Origin of the sequence: Actinacidiphila glaucinigra, assembly GCF_900188405.1 — a bacterium.
Classification (GTDB): Bacteria; Actinomycetota; Actinomycetes; order Streptomycetales; family Streptomycetaceae; genus Actinacidiphila; species Actinacidiphila glaucinigra.
This window is the reverse complement of the sequence record NZ_FZOF01000030.1, coordinates 48,117-65,370: the sequence shown is the minus strand read 5'-3', so window position 1 is coordinate 65,370 and position 17,254 is coordinate 48,117. Positions and strand designations below refer to the sequence as shown.

Annotated in this window: 15 protein-coding genes; 6 read left to right on the top strand and 9 right to left on the bottom strand. The window is 74.9% G+C overall.

The features are described 5' to 3' along the window. Position 1: 1 nt before the first annotated feature. Complete coding sequence (locus CHF15_RS36780) at positions 2-532, top strand: O-acetyl-ADP-ribose deacetylase (RefSeq protein ID WP_089228279.1); 531 nt, start codon at positions 2-4, stop codon at positions 530-532. Positions 533-802: 270 nt separating this feature from the next. Further along, positions 803-1,069 (top strand): hypothetical protein, encoded by a 267-nt coding sequence (locus tag CHF15_RS36775; RefSeq protein WP_089228278.1) that lies wholly within the window; start codon positions 803-805, stop codon positions 1,067-1,069. Between the two features lie 10 nt (positions 1,070-1,079). Here CHF15_RS36775 and CHF15_RS36770 read toward each other — a convergent pair whose 3' ends face one another. The 3 genes from CHF15_RS36770 to CHF15_RS36760 are packed head-to-tail and all read right to left on the bottom strand — an operon-like array spanning position 1,080 to position 4,761. Next, positions 1,080-2,615 carry an ATP-dependent DNA ligase gene (locus CHF15_RS36770; protein WP_089228277.1) on the bottom strand — a complete coding sequence of 512 codons (1,536 nt, stop codon included), beginning with the start codon at positions 2,613-2,615 and terminating at the stop codon, positions 1,080-1,082. Positions 2,616-2,662: 47 nt separating this feature from the next. Continuing rightward, positions 2,663-3,799 carry a site-2 protease family protein gene (locus CHF15_RS36765; protein WP_089228276.1) on the bottom strand — a complete coding sequence of 379 codons (1,137 nt, stop codon included), beginning with the start codon at positions 3,797-3,799 and terminating at the stop codon, positions 2,663-2,665. A gap of 17 nt (positions 3,800-3,816) precedes the next feature. Beyond that, on the bottom strand, positions 3,817-4,761 hold the full coding sequence (locus tag CHF15_RS36760) for an AraC family transcriptional regulator (protein ID WP_089228275.1): 945 nt from the start codon (positions 4,759-4,761) through the stop codon (positions 3,817-3,819). 278 nt (positions 4,762-5,039) lie between these two features. On the opposite strand from CHF15_RS36760, the gene CHF15_RS36755 reads away from it, so the two are divergent. Then, positions 5,040-5,690: a DUF4360 domain-containing protein gene (locus CHF15_RS36755; RefSeq protein WP_089228274.1), complete on the top strand. Its 651-nt coding sequence runs from the start codon at positions 5,040-5,042 to the stop codon at positions 5,688-5,690. A 64-nt stretch (positions 5,691-5,754) separates the two neighbouring features. Here CHF15_RS36755 and CHF15_RS36750 read toward each other — a convergent pair whose 3' ends face one another. Then, positions 5,755-6,609, bottom strand: a complete 855-nt coding sequence (locus CHF15_RS36750) for an alpha/beta fold hydrolase (protein ID WP_089228273.1) — start codon at positions 6,607-6,609, stop codon at positions 5,755-5,757. 98 nt (positions 6,610-6,707) lie between these two features. Here CHF15_RS36750 and CHF15_RS36745 point away from each other — a divergent pair, with 98 nt between their 5' ends. From CHF15_RS36745 to CHF15_RS36735, 3 genes are all read left to right on the top strand, one after another. Then, positions 6,708-7,337 (top strand): GNAT family N-acetyltransferase, encoded by a 630-nt coding sequence (locus CHF15_RS36745; protein ID WP_089228272.1) that lies wholly within the window; start codon positions 6,708-6,710, stop codon positions 7,335-7,337. A 217-nt stretch (positions 7,338-7,554) separates the two neighbouring features. Continuing rightward, positions 7,555-7,983 (top strand): PPOX class F420-dependent oxidoreductase, encoded by a 429-nt coding sequence (locus CHF15_RS36740; protein WP_089228271.1) that lies wholly within the window; start codon positions 7,555-7,557, stop codon positions 7,981-7,983. A 288-nt stretch (positions 7,984-8,271) separates the two neighbouring features. Beyond that, complete coding sequence (locus tag CHF15_RS36735; RefSeq protein WP_089228270.1) at positions 8,272-9,438, top strand: MBL fold metallo-hydrolase; 1,167 nt, start codon at positions 8,272-8,274, stop codon at positions 9,436-9,438. A gap of 54 nt (positions 9,439-9,492) precedes the next feature. Here the strand turns inward: CHF15_RS36735 and CHF15_RS36730 are convergent, their stop codons facing one another. The 5 genes from CHF15_RS36730 to CHF15_RS36710 all read right to left on the bottom strand — a co-directional run bounded on the left by CHF15_RS36730 (position 9,493) and on the right by CHF15_RS36710 (position 17,208). After that, positions 9,493-10,668, bottom strand: coding sequence for an MFS transporter (locus tag CHF15_RS36730; RefSeq protein WP_245939237.1), 1,176 nt, complete (start codon positions 10,666-10,668; stop codon positions 9,493-9,495). Then, the gene (locus CHF15_RS36725; protein WP_245939236.1) at positions 10,665-13,625 is read right to left on the bottom strand and encodes a glycoside hydrolase family 2 TIM barrel-domain containing protein; all 2,961 of its coding nucleotides are present in this window, start codon (positions 13,623-13,625) and stop codon (positions 10,665-10,667) included. The genes CHF15_RS36730 and CHF15_RS36725 overlap by 4 nt, the downstream gene beginning before the upstream one ends. A 306-nt stretch (positions 13,626-13,931) precedes the next feature. Then, entirely contained in the window at positions 13,932-14,303 is a 372-nt protein-coding gene (locus CHF15_RS36720; protein ID WP_220093372.1) for a hypothetical protein, read from the bottom strand. 153 nt (positions 14,304-14,456) lie between these two features. After that, entirely contained in the window at positions 14,457-16,334 is a 1,878-nt protein-coding gene (locus tag CHF15_RS36715) for a tetratricopeptide repeat protein (RefSeq protein WP_089228269.1), read from the bottom strand. A 151-nt stretch (positions 16,335-16,485) separates the two neighbouring features. After that, positions 16,486-17,208 (bottom strand): transporter substrate-binding domain-containing protein, encoded by a 723-nt coding sequence (locus CHF15_RS36710; protein WP_089228268.1) that lies wholly within the window; start codon positions 17,206-17,208, stop codon positions 16,486-16,488. Positions 17,209-17,254 lie beyond the last annotated feature (46 nt).

The following is a 17,254-nucleotide window of genomic DNA, read 5'->3' as shown; positions in this document are numbered from 1 at the left end:
TATGCCACGTATCACCCTCGTCCGGGGCGACATCACTCAGCAGTCCGTCGACGCCGTCGTCAACGCGGCCAACTCCTCGCTGCTCGGGGGCGGCGGCGTCGACGGCGCCATCCACCGCCGCGGCGGCCCGGAGATCCTCGAGGAGTGCCGTGCGCTGCGCGCCTCGCGGTACGGGCGCGGCCTGCCGACCGGGCAGGCCGTCGCCACCACGGCCGGCCGCCTCCCCGCCCGCTGGGTGATCCACACCGTCGGCCCGGTGCACAGCGCCGGCGAGGACCGCTCGGAACTGCTCGCCTCCTGCCACCGGGAGGCGCTGCGCGTCGCCGACGAGGTCGGCGCCAGGACGGTCGCCTTCCCCGCGATCTCCACCGGCGTCTACCGCTGGCCCGTCGAGGACGCCGCGCGCATCGCCGTCGGCACCGTCCAGGACACGCAGACGGGGGTCGAGGAGGTCCGCTTCGTGCTCTTCGACGAGGCGGCCTACGCCGCGTTCGCGGCGCAACTGCCCGAGCAAGGGCAGGGTGAGCTGTGATGCCGGCTTCCGGAAGCAGCGCTCCCCGATGCCCCCGCGCCCGGGCCGTCCGTCCCGCGGCGCGGGTTAACCGGGGCGGAACTCTTGGTCATCGATTCCTCTGGGAAAGGTCCGGGCCCCGAAGCCCTGCCTAGCATGGGGTGGTCACGCACCGTACGACGCCGGGGGAGGCCCCGGCCGCCGCGGTGAGGGGACGGCGACGACTGGTCGCAGGCCCGCACGGACCCCGCCCGACCGGGGCCGCGGGCACACGAGATCCTGGAGAGCACCGTGCAGTTCGAGCTGACCGGACCGACCGGCTTCGGCAGCGGCGGCGACCTCGGCACCGCCCGCGCGCATCCCGGCGGCACGCGGGAGGGCGACCGGGAGCCGGACCACGCGCAGCACCCCCGCGACGCGTTCGGCTCGGACGGCGGGCGGATCCCGCCGCCCCGGCTGAGCCGCGCGCAATGGCAGCGGGTGGACGCGGCCCTCGACGAACTGCTCGGCCGGCTCGCCTCGGTGACGACCCCGTGCGAACCGGGGAGGACGGTGTGAGCCCCGCCGCTCAGCGCCGCAGCGCCAGCACCGCGTCGACGGTGTCCGCCTCGGCGGCCGTCTTGTCCTCGCGGTAGCGCAGGACGCGGGCGAAGCGGAGCGTGACACCCGCCGGGTAGCGGGTGGAGCGCTGCAGGCCGTCGAAGGCGATCTCCACGACGAGTTCCGGGCGGACCCGGACCACCCATCCGTCGTCGCTGACCGCCAGTTCCCGCAGGCGCTCGGTCTGCCAGGCGAGCATGGCGTCCGTCAGGCCCTTGAAGGTCTTGCCCAGCATCGCGAAGGTGCCGTCGGGGCGGCGGGCGCCGAGGTGGAGGTTGGACAGCTTGCCGGTGCGGCGGCCGTGCCCCCACTCGGCGGCGAGGACCACCAGGTCGAGGGTGTGCACCGGCTTCACCTTGAGCCAGGCCGCCCCGCGCCGCCCGGCGCTGTACGGGGCGTCGAGCGCCTTGGCCACGATCCCCTCGTGGCCGCGTTCCAGGACCTGTTCCGCGAACTCGCGGGCCGCCTCCCGGACGGCCGGGTCGCCCGGTTCGGCGGCCACCAGACGGCGCACCCGGCGCGGCGCGGGGGCGACCCGGGCCAGTTCCTCGTGGCGTTCGGCGGTGGACATCTCCAGCAGGTCGCGGCCGTCGACCGACAGAAGGTCGAAGAAGACCGGCGCCACGGGCAGCGACTCCCGGGCGGCCGCGACGTCCAGACGCGACCCCACCCGGGAGGAGGTCTCCTGGAACGCGCGGGGCCGGCCGTCCTCGCCAAAGGAGATGACCTCCCCGTCGAGCACGGCTTCGTCGACGGCCAACTCCCGCGCCGCGGCGACGACTTCCGGAAGCCGGCCGGTGATCTCGTCCAGCGTGCGGGTGTACACGCGTACGTCCTCGCCCATGCGGTGCACCTGGACGCGGATGCCGTCCAGTTTCTCCTCCAGCGCGCACGGGCCCAGCCGGTCCAGGGCCTCGTCCACGTCCTTCGCGGTCTGCGCGAGCATCGGCTGCACCGGCCGGCCCACCTCCAGGCGGAACGCCGCGAGCGCCCCGGGGCCCCCGGCGAGCAGCGCCCGGGCGACGGCGCCGAGCGAACCGCCCAGCATCACGGCGCGGCGCACCTCCTCCGGGGGCGCCCCCGCCGCCACGGCCAGCCCCTCGACCGCGAGCGCGTCGAGCGCCCCCTGCCGCAGCTCCCCGCCGATCAGCCCCAGCAGGAACGCCTGCTCGTCCCGTGTGGCAGCCCCCATCAGCTCCGCCACCAGCCGCTTGCGTTCGGCCGCCGCCCCCTTGCCGGTGACCGCCGCGATCCGGTCCAGCGCCTTGTGGACCTCGCGCACGGTCAGCCGGGGCGCCGGCGCGGGCTCCACCCGCTCCCTCAGGGTGCTCCAGCCCACCCCGGTACGCCGCTGGGGCAGCCGGCCCGCCAGGTACGTGACGACCACGGACGCCTCGTCGGGCTCCGCGGTACGCAGCAACCGGGCCAGCGCCGCCACCTTCTCCGACCGGGCGGACGTGGCCGCCACCTCCCGGGACGTCCGGGCGAGCTCCGCGAGCAACATGGCTCCATCGTGGACCGCCCGGGCCGTGCGCGCAGCCGTCGGACGGGTCAGACCGGGGGCCGTCCGCCCGTCATGCGGCGGTGCTGGACGAGCCGGGAGATGTCGCTGCCGGTCACGATGCCGACCGGCCGGCCGCCGTCGACGACGATCACACGGACACCGCCGGCGCCGGGACGGAGCCGGTCGAGGGCGTCGTTGACGAACTCCTCCGGGGTGCCGGTGGTCGTCTGCGACAGCGGTACGGCGACGTCGCGGACCCGTACGTCGGCCCGGCGCTCCGCCGGGACGGACGTGAGCCGGCGCAACTGCACCACCCCGCTGAGGCGGCCGTCGAAGTCGACCAGGGGCAGCGTGGAATGGCGGGCGGCCACCGCGACCTCGTCGATGAAGCGGTCCACCGGCAGCCAGTCGGGGCCCGTCACGACGGGGGCGGACATGGCCTCCCCGAGCCGCACACCGCGCAGGGCCGCGCTGATGACGGCGCTCCGGCGCTCGGCGCCCGCCGTGAGGGCCATGAAGAGCCCGACCAGGGCGAGCCACAGCCCGCTGGGCACGCCGCGCGCGAAGAGGAGCCAGCCCACCACGACGAACAGGAAGCCGAGGACCTGCCCACCGCGCCCGGCGACCCGGTCGGCGCGGTCGCGGTCCCCGGTCCGCCACCACAGCAGCGCCTGCAGCACGCGCCCGCCGTCCAGGGGCGCGGCGGGCAGCAGGTTGAAGACGCCGAGCAGCAGATTCGCCCAGCCCAGCCACGTCAGCAGCGCCCCCGGCACCGAGTGGTGGGCCGCCGCGTCCACGCCGGCACCCGCGCCCAGTGCGGCGCCGCCGATGACCAGGCTGGCCAGCGGGCCGCTGACCGCCACCAGGAACGCGGCGCCCGCGGAGCCCGGGCGTCCCATGCGTGTCATACCGCCCATGGCCCACAAGGTGACGTCCTCGACCGTCAGGTGCTCGCGCCGTGCCGTCGCCGCGTGGGCGACCTCGTGCGCGAGCAGGCTCGCCATCAGCAGGACCGCGCCGGCGGCCGCCGCCACGGTGTAGACGGTCGCCGACAGGCCAGGGACCCGGGCGGGCAGCGTCTCGCGGCCGAGCCCGTAGGCGAGCAGCACGACAAGGACGGGGACGCTCCAGTGCATCCGGAGCGGGACCCCGAAAACACGCCCGACCTGGACCGAACCGTTCATGACTCCTCTCTCCAGTGTCACTCCGCCCGGACCGCGCCGACACGGTGCTCCTGGGGGCTCACCCCCCGCACCCGCTTGAAGGCGGCGCTCAGCGCGAAGGGACTGCCGTAGCCGACCCGGCGGGCGACCGCGCCGAGCGTCGTGTCCGGCTCCAGCAGCAGATCGGCGGCGAGCGCCAGCCGCCAGCCGGTCAGGTACGCCATCGGCGGCTCGCCCACCAGCTCGCCGAAGCGCCGGGCCAGCGCCGCCCGCGACACGCCCGCCTCGGCGGCGAGCCCCGCCACCGTCCACCGGTGGGCCGGGTTGTTCTGCAGCAGCCGCATCGCCCGGCCCACCACCGGGTCGGCGAAGGCCCGGTACCAGGCGGGGGCCGCCTCGCCGCGCCGGGCGAACCACGTCCGCAGCACGGAGATCAGCAGCAGGTCCAGCAGCCGGTCCAGCACCGCCTCCTGCCCCGGCTCGTCCCTGACGATCTCCTCGGCCAGCAGCGGCAGCAGCGGGCTCTCCCACTCGCGCGCCGGGAGCACCAGCAGCGGGGGCAGCGCGTCCAGCAGCCGCCGGCCGACCGCGCCGTCCAGGAGGTAGGTGCCGACCAGCACGACGTCGCGGCCGTCCGGCCGGTTGCCCCAGGTCCGTACCCCCAGGGCCATCACGTCGGCCAGGTCGTGGCCGTCCGCGGTGCGGCACACCTCGCCGGGGAGGATCCACGCGTGCGGCGGGGTCGAGGGGAGATCGGCGACCGCGTACGGCGCGGGGCCGCGCGCCACCGCCACGTCCCCGGGGCGCAGCCGCACCGGATCGCCGTCCTCGGGCACGACCCACGCCCCGCCGCGGGCGACCGTCATCACGCACAGCGGCGCCCGGTCCTCGATCCGCACCGACCACGGCGGTTCCATGGCCATGCGCAGCAGGAAGGCGCCCCTCGCACGGGGTCCGTCGAGCAGGCCCGAGAGCGCGTCCATGCCCTCCAGCGTAGACGTCCGCGTATGAGAGGGGACCCTTCGGACAGGCTGCGTCTCGGACGGCACGGAAGGAACGCTCCGGCTTACCTGACGCCCGGTCACTGTCCGGATCTCATGCGTCACTTCCGCGCCAGGGGCGACGGGGGTCGGCCATTCATGTGGGAAACCCGTGGGGATTCTGTACGCGAACGGTGACGCATGGTGTCGTGTACGCGACGCCGAACGGGGTGCACGACCCGGCGTCGCAGCTCCCTCGACGACCTGAAGGGAATCCCCTCATGACGTTACGTGCGATAGCGTTGAGCGGTGCGGCGGCCGCCTCGCTGCTCGGCCCGCAGGCCTGGGAACCGGGCGGCGCCACCCCGCCCCCGCCGGACCGGATCGTCATCGACGTCGCGACGGTCAACGGTTCGGGTTGTCCGGCCGGTACCGCCGCGGTCGCCGTCTCCCCGGACAACGAGGCGTTCACCGTCACGTACAGCGCCTATGTCGCCCAGGTGGGCGTGGGCTCCAAGCCCACCGACTTCCGCAAGAACTGCCAGCTCAACCTGAACGTGCACGTGCCGCAGGGCTTCACCTACGCGATCGCCGCCGCCGACTACCGCGGCTTCGCGCACCTGGAGCGCGGCGCCTCCGGCGTACAGAAGGCCAGCTACTACTTCCAGGGCTCGCCCGAGACCAACGCCATCAGCCACACCTTCCGCGGCGCGCTCGACGACAACTGGCAGTCCACCGACAGCGTCGACGTCGCCGCGCTGGTCTGGGCGCCCTGCGGCGAACTGCGCAACTTCAACATCAACACCGAACTGCGGGTGAGCGCCGGCAGTTCGGACCCGTCGCGGACCACGAGCTTCATGGCGATGGACTCCACGGACGGAAGCATCAGGACCACCTACCACATGGCGTGGAAGGAGTGTCCCGGCGCGTGAGCGCCCCGGCGGGTCCCGGACCGGGCGTCGCGCGCCGCCCGGTCCGGGACCCGGCCCCCTCGCACTACGGGGCGGTGATGGCGTCGGCGACCCGCTCGGGCTCGTCGACCTGGACGTAGTGCCCGGCGTGCATCACAAGGCGCAGTTCGCTGTGGGGGAAGATCACCGAGAACTGCCGGGCGACACGGGTGTTGAGCCAGCGGTCCAGGGTGCCGAACACCACCCGGACCGGGGGCTGGAACTCGCGCATCTCCGGGATGCGCCGGCGGCGGCTCAGCACCGCGTGCAGCAACTCGTCGTTGAGCGCCCAGAACGCCGGGCGCGCCGCGGGGAACTGCGCGTAGAGCCGCTCCACATACGCCTCGCGCAGTTGAGGATCGCGGATGAATCCGCCCACCTGCCAGGCATAGAGCCTGCGGTCCAGTTCGGGCAGGCGCCTGACGACCGCGCGGGCCGCCGAGCGCAGAACCGGGGTGGAGTAGAGGGCGATCGCCGGCGGGCGGCGCAGCGCGGGGGTCCAGTGGTAGTAGGTGTTGAGCAGGACCAGCCGGGCCACGCGCTCCGGGTGGTCCAGCGCCCAGTCGATCGCGGGCGGTCCCGAGGCGTCGTGCGCCACCAGGACCAGGCGCCTGCCGGTGCGGCCCGCGGCGAGGGCGTCGGCGACGGATTCGAGGTCGTCCACCTGCTGGGCGACGGTGTAGGCGTGGCCGGACGGCTTGTCGGAGCGACCCCACCCGAGGAAGTCGAAGCGCACCACCGGGAGTCTGCCCGCGAGGTGGGGCAGGAGGCGGTCGTACAGGCGGCTGCTGTCGGGGAAGCCGTGCATCAGGACGGCGGGCGCCCCGGGGCCCGGGGTGATCTCGGCGTGCAGCCGGTACGGGCCGTGCGACACGGCCAGCGCCTCGGTGGCCGGGGCCATGGCGACCTCCCTCGGCCGATGGGCCCCCGTGTGGTTCAGCCTAACGCGGTGTGCCGCAGGGGTTGTGGGAGCGCTCCCATGGAGCGCATCATGCCCGCATGACCCCACGCGCCGTGATCCGCCTCTACCGCCCGGAGGACCGGGCCGCCGTCTACGACATCTGCGTGCGCACCGGCCATGAGGGCGGGGACGCGCGGCACCTCTACACCGACCACGATCTGCTGCCGGACAACTTCGCGGGTCCCTACGCCCACCTCGAGCCCGGACTCGCCTTCGTCGTCGACGACGGCACGCGCGCCGTCGGCTACATCGTCGGTACCGCGGACACCGCCGCCTTCGTGCGGCGCTTCCGCGCCGAGTGGCTGCCCCGGCTCGAGCACCGCCACCCGAAGCCGTCCGGGCCCCCGGTCACCCCCGACGACCTGATGGCGGACCTCCTGCACCGCCCGGAGCGCATGATCGTGCCCGAACTCGCCGCGTACCCGGCGCACCTGCACATCGACCTGCTGCCCGAGTACCAGCGGCAGGGCTACGGAAGGGAACTGATGGGCCGTCTCCTCTCCACCCTGGCCGGCCGGGGCGTCGGCGCCGTCCACCTCGGCATGGTCACCGCCAACACCGCCGCCCGTGCCTTCTACGACCGGATGGGCTTCCGTGAGCTCCCCGTCCCGGACCCGGGCCCCCTGACGTACCTGGGACGCGGGACATCGGCGCCGGCCGGCGGCTGAGAGGGGCTCGTACGGCACCCGCGCCCGGGTCCGTGGTGTCGTGGACGACCGCGAACAGGCCCTGGACGACCGGGCGCTGAGCCGTGCACGGGGCGCGCCCACGGGGGGCGCCACCAGGTGACCGCCACCGGGGGCGACGGAGCCACCCACCAGGCGTGGCCGGCCCGGGTGGACGCGGTCGCGGAATCCTCGCCCCCGCACGGTCGTTGAGGCTGCCATGAGCGACAAAGACCTTCTCAGCCTGCTCGCCGACACCAACGGGGGCGTGCTCGTCACCCTCAAGCGGGACGGCCGCCCCCAGATGTCCAACGTCAACCACCACTACGACCCGGACACCCGGGTCCTGCGGGTCTCCCTCACCGACGACCGGGCCAAGACCCGCAACCTGCGGCGCGACCCCCGGGCCAGCTACCACGTCACCACGGCCGACCGCTGGGCCTGGACCGTCGCGGAGGGCACCGCGGAACTCACCCCCGTCGCGGCGGAGCGGGACGATGCGACGGTCGAGGAGCTCATCGACCTCTTCCGTGCCGTGCAGGGCGAGCACCCGGACTGGGACGACTACCGCGGGGCCATGGTCGAGGACAGGCGCCTGGTGCTGAAGCTCCACGTCGAGCGCGCGTACGGCCAGCCCCGCCCCGCGTAAGGGCGCCTCCGGCGCGGTCCGCCGCCCGCGCCCGGTGGGGCGGGCGGCACCCGGCCCGCGACGGTGGCACCATCGAGAGTGCGGGCGACGATCTCCCGCTCCGGCGAACATCCTGCTCACAGCCGTGCCGCCGGTTGTGGGCGGGTGGGGGCGGGCCGCCGCCGGCCGATCCCGCAAAGGGGCGCGGAACCGGAATGACCGGTGTAGGAGTTGTCGCTGTACATACTGGTTCTGCCGGGGCCGGACGGCTCACGGCACGTTCGTGACCGCCGACCAACGGGAGGTGCCGTGTCCGGCCCCAGTCCGAAGCGTTCCCTGCTCTCCAGCCTCATCCCCGCCTTCGGAGACAACCCCTACGGGGAGAGGATGGAGCGCATCCGGCGGTCGCCGAACTTCGCCGACGGGGTGTTCACCAACCCCGTCGGCGCACGTACGGCGCCCTCCGGATCGATGCTGCGGTTCGCCCGGACGTACTTCCGCAAGGGGGAGCGGATCCGCAGGGCCCCGGCGGGGGCCATCCCGCTGCACGCCACGACCCTTGCCGATCTGGCCGTCCCGCCCGCTTCGGGCCTGCGACTCACCTGGATGGGCCACTCCACCGTCCTGGCCGAGATCGACGGGCGCCGCGTCCTGTTCGACCCGGTCTGGGGCGAGCGCTGCTCCCCGTTCTCCTTCGTCGGTCCCAAGCGCCTCCACCGGCCGCCGGCGGCCCTGAAGGAACTGGGCGAGGCCGACGTCATCGTCATCTCGCACGACCACTACGACCACCTCGACATGCCCACGATCAAGGCGCTGGCCGGTACCGGCACCCGCTTCGTGGTGCCGCTGGGCGTCGGTGCCCACCTGGAGCGCTGGGGCGTCCCCGCGGACCGGACGACCGAGCTGGACTGGCACGAGTCGACGCAGGTGGCCGGTCTCACCCTCACCGCGACCCCGGCGCGGCACTTCTGCGGCCGCGCGATCCGCAACACCCAGCACACCCTGTGGGCGTCCTGGGTCGTCGCGGGGCCCGAACACCGCGTCTACCACAGCGGCGACACCGGCTACTTCCCCGGTTTCGCGGAGATCGGCGAGGCGTACGGGCCGTTCGACGCCACCATGGTGCAGATCGGTGCGTACAGCGACTTCTGGCCGGACATCCACATGACTCCCGAGGAGGGCGTCCGCGCCCACCAGGACCTGCGCGGCGCGATCATGCTCCCCATCCACTGGGGCACGTTCAACCTGGCCCCGCACCCGTGGGAGGAGCCCGCGGAGGGCACCGTCACCGCGGCGCTGGCCGTGGGGGCCCGGGTCGCCGTACCGCGCCCCGGCGAGCCCTTCGAGCCCGCGGCCGGGCTCCCGCTCGACCCCTGGTGGCGGGCGATCGCGCAGGGCGCCGCCGCCCGGACCTGGCCCGCTCTCACCGACGACGCGCGGCCGACCGCCCCGCAGCCGGACAGCGCACCGGCGTGAGCGACGAGGGGCGGGCGCCCACCGCGCCCGCCCCTCCACCGCGGGCCGTCACCGTCAGCCGTCGCCGTCGCCCGCAGCCCGTGTGAGCCAGACCGTCGCCGCGAGGCTCGCCGCCGACAGCAGGAGCAGCAGCAGCGGGACGGCGCCGACGCCGGAGGCCTCGATGCCCTTGCCGAGTGCCGGCGGGGCCGCCACACCGCCGACCATGGACGCGGCGATGACCCACGCCCCCGCGCGCCGCGCCCCGGGCACCGCACGCGCCAGCCACGGCAGTCCGGTCGGGAAGAGCGGGGCGATGAACAGCCCCACACCCGCGTAGGCGTACGGCGCGAGCGCGGGGACCGCCGCCAGCGCAAGACAGCCCGTCATCCCGGCGCAGCACACCAGCAGGATCCGCGGCGCCGGGTACCTCAGCGCGATCGGCACGACGAGGAACCGTCCCGCGGTCATCATCAGCCAGTACACCGCCGTCGCGGACGCCGCGTACGCCGCCGGGTGCCCCAGGGACTCCAGATGCGTCGGCTCCCAGCCGCCGACGCCCGCCTCCACCCCCACATGCAGGACGTACAGCGCCACGAAGCCCAGCAGCACCGGCGTGACCAGCCGCCCCCTCGCGCCCGGCCGGGCGGTGGCGGGCGCGGCGGCCGGCGCCTGTGCCCGCACCCCGCGCGTGCTCAGCGCGAGGACGCCCGCGAGGACGGCGCATCCGGCGAACACGGCCGCGTAACGGCCGGGGCCGAGGGCGGCGAGCAGGGCGGGACCGGCGACCGCGCCGATCCCGAAGTGGGCGTTGAGCACGTTGAGCATCGCCGCGCCGCGGTTCCCGAAGCCCACCGCGAACAACTGGTTGAGCCCGTAGTCGATGCCGCCGAAGCCGAGCCCCGTCAGCAGCGCCGCGCCCAGCGCGACGGGCCAGTCCGGCGCGAGCGCGAAGGCCCCGCCACCCACCGCCATCAGCGCGTACGACACCGTCAGCAGCCGTCGGCTGCCGATCCGGCCGTGCACCGCGTCGAAGAGCAGCACCCCCGCGACACCGCCGACGAAGTGCGCGCTCAGCCCCAGCCCCGCCATCGACGGCGACAGCCCGTGCTCCTGCCGCAGTGCGGGCAGCGCGGGGCCGTACAGCGCCTGGAGGGCGCCGATGAGGACGAACCCGGCGCAGGACGCCACCACCGCGGGCCGGCTGAAGAGACGGGGCGCGGGCGCGGTGTCGCGCAGGGCGGTGGTCACCGGGACTCCCCGAGGGTGGTGAAGGTGAAGCCGAACGAGGCCGGGGCGGCCTCCAGCCGGTGGCGGGGCAGCACACCGGGCCCGCAGGACTGGCTGCCGATGCCGTGCAGGGCGTGGTCGAGGTTGACCCACAGGGTGTCCCCAGGCACCAGGTCGCAGGTGTGCGCGGCGGCGTCCAGCTCTTCCGAGGTCCAGCGCCGGGCGGTGAACCAGAAGGGCGGGCCGCCCTCGATCGCCACCCCCGTCCCGTCCTCCCGGCGCAGCCGCACCCGGCGGACGTCGGCGCGGGCGCCGTTCTCCTGCGGGCGGACGTACGGGGTCTGCAGGGCGTCGACGGAGGCGGTGTGGAGGCCGACGCGGGAGGCGGCCCGCGTGTCGGGGTAGGCCTCGCCGGGGCCGCCGCCGAACCACTCGGCACGGGTGAGCGTGCCGCACAGGCCGAGGCGGACCCCGAGCCGGGGGAGCGGCAGCGTCCACCGGCCCTCGGGAGTGACCGCCACCGCCAGGTGCAGCCGGTCGCCGTCCGCGGTCCAGCGGTAGACCGTGCGCAGCCCGAGCGAACCGGCGGCGGGGGCGACCCGTGTGGTGACGGTGAGGGCGTCGTCCCCGGCGACCACGCCGTCCACCCGGTGCCGCATCCGGTGCAGGCCGGCCTCGCGCCACAGCAGGCCGTGGCGCGGGTCGGACTGCCAGGGGGCGCCGAGGTCGTTGTCCGTCGGGGCACGCCACACGTCCAGCCGGGGGCCGGCGAGGGCGAAGCCGTCGAGCAGCCGCAGTTCCCCGGTGGCCGCGTCGAAGGTGCCCGGTCCGAGCAGCACCACGCCGCCCTCCGCGTGCCGGGGGCGGTGCGGGCGCTCGGGATCGGGGGCCGTCCGCAGGCTGCCCGGGCGGTCCGCGGCGGGCCACTGGCCCCACGCCACCTCGTGTCCGGCCGGTGCCCACGGGGTGTCCCGCGCCAGGACCGCCCGCACCTGCCAGAACGCCTCCCCGGCCCCGTCCGCCGCGGCCGGCAGCGGCAGCTTCAGCTCCGTGGTGCCGCCCGCGGCGAGCGGCGGCACATCGAGGTCGCCGCGGGCCGCGGCCACCCCGTCCACCTCGTACGACCAGGTGAAGCGCAGGTGCGAAAGGTCCGCGACGTCATGGCGGTTGGTGACGCGTACCGTGCCCGCCACCGGGTCGCCCTCGATCCGCACCGGCTCGACCACCTTCTTGTACTCGACCAGGCCGGGCGAGGGCGTCCGGTCCGGGAAGAGCAGCCCGTCGCAGACGAAGTTGCCGTCGTGCAGTTCCTCGCCGAAGTCGCCGCCGTAGGCGAACCAGCGCCTGCCGTCCGGGGTACGGCGCGCGATGCCGTGGTCGATCCACTCCCAGACGAAACCGCCCTGCAGCCGCTCGTGGGTCTCGAACAGCCGCTGGTACTCCGCCAGTCCGCCCGGTCCGTTGCCCATGGCGTGCGCGTACTCGCACAGCAGGAAGGGCATCGCGCGCCGCCTCGCGTCGAGCGCGGGATCGTCCAGGGGCTCCTCCTCGCGCCTGCCGATCCGCTCGACCTCGGCGTGCGGGGCGTACATCCGGGAGTACAGGTCCGTGTCGGCGCAGGTGCGGTCGCCCTCGTAGTGGAGGGGGCGGTCCGGGTCGCGCTCGCGGATCCACCGTGCCATGGCGGTCAGTGCCCGGCCCGTCCCGCATTCGTTGCCCAGCGACCAGACGAGCACACTCGGGTGGTTCTTGTCGCGTTCGACCATGCGGGCGGCGCGGTCCAGCAGGGCAGGGGTCCAGCGGTCGTCGTCGACGGGATTGCCCGCCCAGCCGTCCTCCGCGAAGCCGTGGGTTTCCAGGTCGCACTCGTCGACGACCCACAGGCCGAGCTCGTCGCACAGGTCGAGGAAGGCGGGATGCGGCGGGTAGTGGCTGGTCCGTACGGCGTTGACGTTGTGACGCTTCATCAGCAGCAGGTCCTCGCGCATGGTGCCGAGGTCCAGGGCGCGGCCGTGCTCGGGGTGGAACTCGTGGCGGTTGACGCCGCGGAAGAGGATCCGGCGGCCGTTGACCTTGAGGACCCCGTCCTCGACGGCGACCGTGCGGAAGCCGACGCGGAACGGGACGCGCTCGCCCGCGCCGGTGAGCACGGCCTCGTACAGCCGGGGCACCTCGGCGCTCCACGGCTCGGCGGGCACGGTGACCGTCTCGCCCACCGCGACGTCGACGCCCAGTTCGGGCACGGTGACCCGGCCGCCGGACGGGGCGTCCACCCGCAGGGTGCCCTCGCCGGTGGAGTGGTCCCAGCCGGCGTGCACGAAGAAGTCGGCGACGCATCCGGCGGGCCGGTGCAGCAGCGTGACGTCCCGGAAGACCCCGGGCAGCCACCACATGTCCTGGTCCTCCAGGTAGCTGGCCGAGGACCACTGGTGGACGCGGACCGCGAGCACGTTCCCCCTTCGCCTCAGCAGGTGCCCCACGGGGTACTCGGCGGGCAGTCTGCTCCCCTTGAAGACCCCCACCTCACGGCCGTTGAGCCAGATCCGGGCGCAGGACTCGACGCCGTCGAAGCGCAGCACCGTCTCGCCGCCGGCGGGCCAGTCCTCCGGCAGGGCGAAGGTGTGCCGGTGGTCGCCGGTCGGGTTCTCCGTCGGCACCCGGGGCGGGTCGACGGGGAAGGGGTAGCGGACGTTGGTGTACGCGGGCGCGCCGTGGCCGCCCAGTACCCAGTGGCCGGGGACGGCGAGGATGTCCCAGCGCGAGGCGTCGAAGTCCGGCCGGGTGAAGGCGGTGTCCTCGGCCGTGGCGGTCGGCGAGAGCCGGAACCACCACAGGCCGTTCAGGCTCAGCCGTGCCGCGTCGGAGGCGGGCACCCAGGCCCGGGGCGGCAGCGCACCGTGGCCGGGGGAGAAGTCCTCGTAGTACGTGAGGTGCGGCCCGGCGGCCGGGGAGCCGGACGGGTGCGCGGGCATGGTCATACGACTCCTCGGTCGGCCCTGGTTGCCGGTCTGCCGTTCCCTGGGGTGTGCCGCCGGTGGGCGCGCAGCCGCGGCCGCCGCGGCGTTCCGCGGACGTGCGCCGTGGAGGGGCCCGGGGGGTGCGGCGATCCGCCGCCGGCGGTCCTCCCGCGGCCGTGCCCGGGCCGGTGCGGCCCGGCGCGATGCCACCCGACGTCCGCTCCACCCCCGGGTCCCCCTCCCGTGCCGCCGCCGGCGCCGACGGGTCCTCACGCTAGGGCGCCGGGCGGGAGTCGAACAAGCGCTTCGCGCACACCCCGCCGTGCGTCACAGCGCAGGGAACGGACCGCCCGCGATCCGCAGTGCGAGCTGTCCGACGTCCACCGGGCGGGTGGCGTCCACCCGGTGCACGCTGCCCAGGCCCAGCGGTTCGGCCATCTCCGTCCGGAAGCGTGCGCTCTCCGTGTGCACCGGGTGCCGTGCTTCCGCCCGCTCCCGGAACCTGCGGCGCGCGGTGTCCGGCGGTACGGCGCACCACACCTCGTGAGCCTCGGAGGCGCCCGACCGGGCCGGGCCCGCGGCCACCACGGGGCGCATGTGCGCCGGCCGCGGGCTCTCCGGCACGGCCGGCGCGTCGGCCGGGGTCTCCTTCACGGAGTCCTCGCTGAACAGGGGGAGTTCCAGTTCGCGGGCGGGCATCCGGGCGAGGGTCGTCTTCCCGGCGCCGGAAGACCGTCGACCAGCACAGCCAACATGCCGCGACCCTCACCACGCCGCGGGCGGCCGTGGAGGACGCCGACCCTCCCGTCCGCGCGGCACCCCGACCCTCCCGTCCGCGCGGCACCCCGTGCCTCACGGCTGGGCGGCGGCCGCCTCCTCCGTGACGTCGATGCCCGTGAACCGGGCCCAGTTGCGCCCGATCTCGCCCCAGGCCGCCACCGGCCCGCCGCCCAGACGGCCGGTGAACAGCGGGCGCAGGTCCGTGTCGCGTTCCGCCCAGGCCGCGGAGAACTGGCTGCGCGTCACCCGGAGGCTGGTGTTGAGCTGGACGACGGCCGCCCGTGCGCAGTCCTCGCGCCACTCGTCGTCCGTCCAGGCGGCGGACCCCGCCGGGGGCCGCGTGGTGAGCGCCAGGCTGAGGAAGCACGCCGCGTTGTAGTTGACGAGGTATCCGGCGGCGGCCCGGTTCGAGCCGCGGTGCCGGGGCGCGGAACCGGCGATGCCCGCCCGGCTGTGGGCGTCCCCGCCCACATGGTCGGCGCCGGAGTGGTGGTCGGCGTAGAGCAGCCTGCGCAGCCCCCAGTCGGGGCCGCCCCACAGCCGGCCCCAGCGTGCCCAGCCCCCGGTGACCTCACTCGCCACGTTCCGGAACGCCGTCCGCAGTTCCTCCGGACCGGGCGAGCCGTTCTCGCGCAGCACCTCGGCGGCGCTGGCGATCCGCACCGCCCCGCGGAAGGAGCGGCGGCGGGTGCGCAGGGAGGGACGGGGCCGCTCCATGGCCCACCACTGCCGCCAGTAGCGGCGTTCCCCGAGGTTGCGGCGGCCGGGGAGCAGGGTGCGGGCGTACCGCCGCAGGATGGCGCGCCGCGACAGGCGCCCGAGCAGCAGCCGCAGGTGCTCCCGCGACGCGGGTTCGCGGCGCCTCGCCCGCTCCTCCCGGTGCGCCGGGTGGCGGCTCTCCTCGGCGCGGGCGATGGAGAGCCGGTAGGCGGTCTCGATGTGCTCGGGCCACAGCTGGACGCAGTACGTGTAGATCTCGACGGCCCGCCGGATGTGGTCACCGGGGTCGGTGACGCCGGGGAACTGGCCCATCAGTTCCAGCACGCCCGCCTGGTGCAGCCGGACCGTGAGGTTCCCCGGCACCAGCGCCGCCGCCTCCTCGAAGTGCCTCAGGGCCCGCTCGTGCCCGGCCCGTTCGCCGTCCACGTCCCGGCGCTTGTTCGCGGCCAGCGCGTCCTCCTGCGCCTTGGTGCCCAGGCGGTAGAGGAGGTACGCGTCGGGGTCGTCGCCCCAGCTCTCCCAGCGGGGGATGCGGTCCTGCGAGCGCGGGTCGGCCAGGATCTTGACGGTGCAGTAGCAGGCGATGCGTTCGTACAGCTCGCGGTCGGCGTCCCGCCTGTCCCGGTCGGTGGCGCCGGGCTCGACCTCGCGGCCCTCCATGAGGGTCGCCGCCACCACCGTGTTCTTCGGCATGTACAGGATCCGCACCGAGAAGCGGGCCGGCTGGTCGCCCGTCGACAAGCGGTGCAGCATCACGTGGTAGGCCCGGGGGCGGAAGAACGCGAGCCGCTTCATCACGTCCACCCAGCCGTGCGGGGAGGAGGCCGTCTCGGGCGCCGGGTCGGGCCCGATGGTCGTGCCGCTGCCGGGGGTGAGGACGTTCGGGCCGAGCGCGTCGGCGGCCATGTGCTCCGTGATGTACGCGGCCAACTCGGCGGTGGCCCCGGACTCGTGGCCGTGGTCGGGGCCGCCCGGCCCGCCGCCGTTGCCGCGGTGGCCGTTGCCGTGGCCGCCGAGCAGACCCCGGTCCTCGCACACCACCACGGGCAGCAGCCGGTTGCCGCGATGGCGCCGCAGCAGCCCCGAACCCAGCCGTACCAGGCCGATGAACACAGCGACCGCGAAGATGCCGAGCACCCACACGGCGGTGCCCCCGGACTGCTGCCAGAACCCCTCGGGCCACGGGCCGCCGTCCCCGGCGGCCGAAGGCGCGGCGAAGACCGTCCCCACGGCACATCCCCCCGTCACATCCCCCTGTGCACTCCTTGGTGATCCCCACAACCGGAGATCACCAAGCCCGTGCAAGGACGGCGAATCACGGGCTCCCCTGCCATCGGCGGGCGTTCCGCGACGTACGGGACGGACGGCGCCGAAGGGGCCGTCAGGCGGGCGGGGCGACCAGCGTCTGCGCCTGCCCGGCCCGGCGCAGGGCGCGGGCGACGAAGCCGTCCGTCTTCAGCTCCTCGACGACCTCGCGGAGGAAGGCCACCGACTCGGGCCGCCGGGTCACCGTCGTGCCCGCGGCCTGCCGGATCTGCATGAACGCGCCCTCGACGAGACGGACGTCGGGGTGCCGGGAGACGTACTCGGTCATCGGCTGCCCGATCCCCGCCGCGACCTCCAGCCCCTCGGTGCGGAAGACGTCCACGCCCTCGTCCCCGCGGACGACGGTCGCTTGGCGCAGCGTGCGCGACAGGAAGAGGTCGTAGGCGGAGCCGCGCTTGACCCCGATCCTGACACCCGCACGGTCCACCTCGTCCACCGTGGTGATCTCCGAGTCGCCGGGCACCGCGAACACGCCCTCGATCAGCACGTACGGCGCGGTGAACGCCACCTCGGCCTCGCGGGCGGGCTCGATCGCCAGGAAGCAGAGGTCCGCCCGGCCCGACGCCATCGCCTCGTACGACGCGCGGGCCGCGTCGAAGCACACGAGCTCCACCGGCTCCTCCAGCCGTGCGCCCACCTCGCGCGCGATGTCGACGGTGACACCGCCGGGGGAGCGCGCGGTGCCGTGCGCCAGCACCGGGTTGCCCAGGTTGATCGACGCCCGCAGCACGCCTGTCGGCGCCAGGTCCCTCACGACGGCAGCAGTCACGGTCCTCATGGTGCGGAGTGTAGGCCGGGCCTCGCCGGCGGCCCGTCAGGGCCCT

Excerpts from the sequence above, each read along its gene's own strand:
- CHF15_RS36780 (WP_089228279.1), top strand. The coding sequence starts at position 2 with ATGCCACGTATCACCCTCGTCCGGGGCGACATCACTCAGCAGTCCGTC.
- CHF15_RS36770 (WP_089228277.1), bottom strand. The coding sequence starts at position 2,615 with ATGTTGCTCGCGGAGCTCGCCCGGACGTCCCGGGAGGTGGCGGCCACG.
- CHF15_RS36765 (WP_089228276.1), bottom strand. The coding sequence starts at position 3,799 with ATGAACGGTTCGGTCCAGGTCGGGCGTGTTTTCGGGGTCCCGCTCCGG.
- CHF15_RS36760 (WP_089228275.1), bottom strand. The coding sequence starts at position 4,761 with ATGGACGCGCTCTCGGGCCTGCTCGACGGACCCCGTGCGAGGGGCGCC.
- CHF15_RS36755 (WP_089228274.1), top strand. The coding sequence starts at position 5,040 with ATGACGTTACGTGCGATAGCGTTGAGCGGTGCGGCGGCCGCCTCGCTG.
- CHF15_RS36750 (WP_089228273.1), bottom strand. The coding sequence starts at position 6,609 with ATGGCCCCGGCCACCGAGGCGCTGGCCGTGTCGCACGGCCCGTACCGG.
- CHF15_RS36745 (WP_089228272.1), top strand. The coding sequence starts at position 6,708 with ATGACCCCACGCGCCGTGATCCGCCTCTACCGCCCGGAGGACCGGGCC.
- CHF15_RS36740 (WP_089228271.1), top strand. The coding sequence starts at position 7,555 with ATGAGCGACAAAGACCTTCTCAGCCTGCTCGCCGACACCAACGGGGGC.
- CHF15_RS36725 (WP_245939236.1), bottom strand. The coding sequence starts at position 13,625 with ATGACCATGCCCGCGCACCCGTCCGGCTCCCCGGCCGCCGGGCCGCAC.
- CHF15_RS36720 (WP_220093372.1), bottom strand. The coding sequence starts at position 14,303 with ATGCCCGCCCGCGAACTGGAACTCCCCCTGTTCAGCGAGGACTCCGTG.
- CHF15_RS36710 (WP_089228268.1), bottom strand. The coding sequence starts at position 17,208 with ATGAGGACCGTGACTGCTGCCGTCGTGAGGGACCTGGCGCCGACAGGC.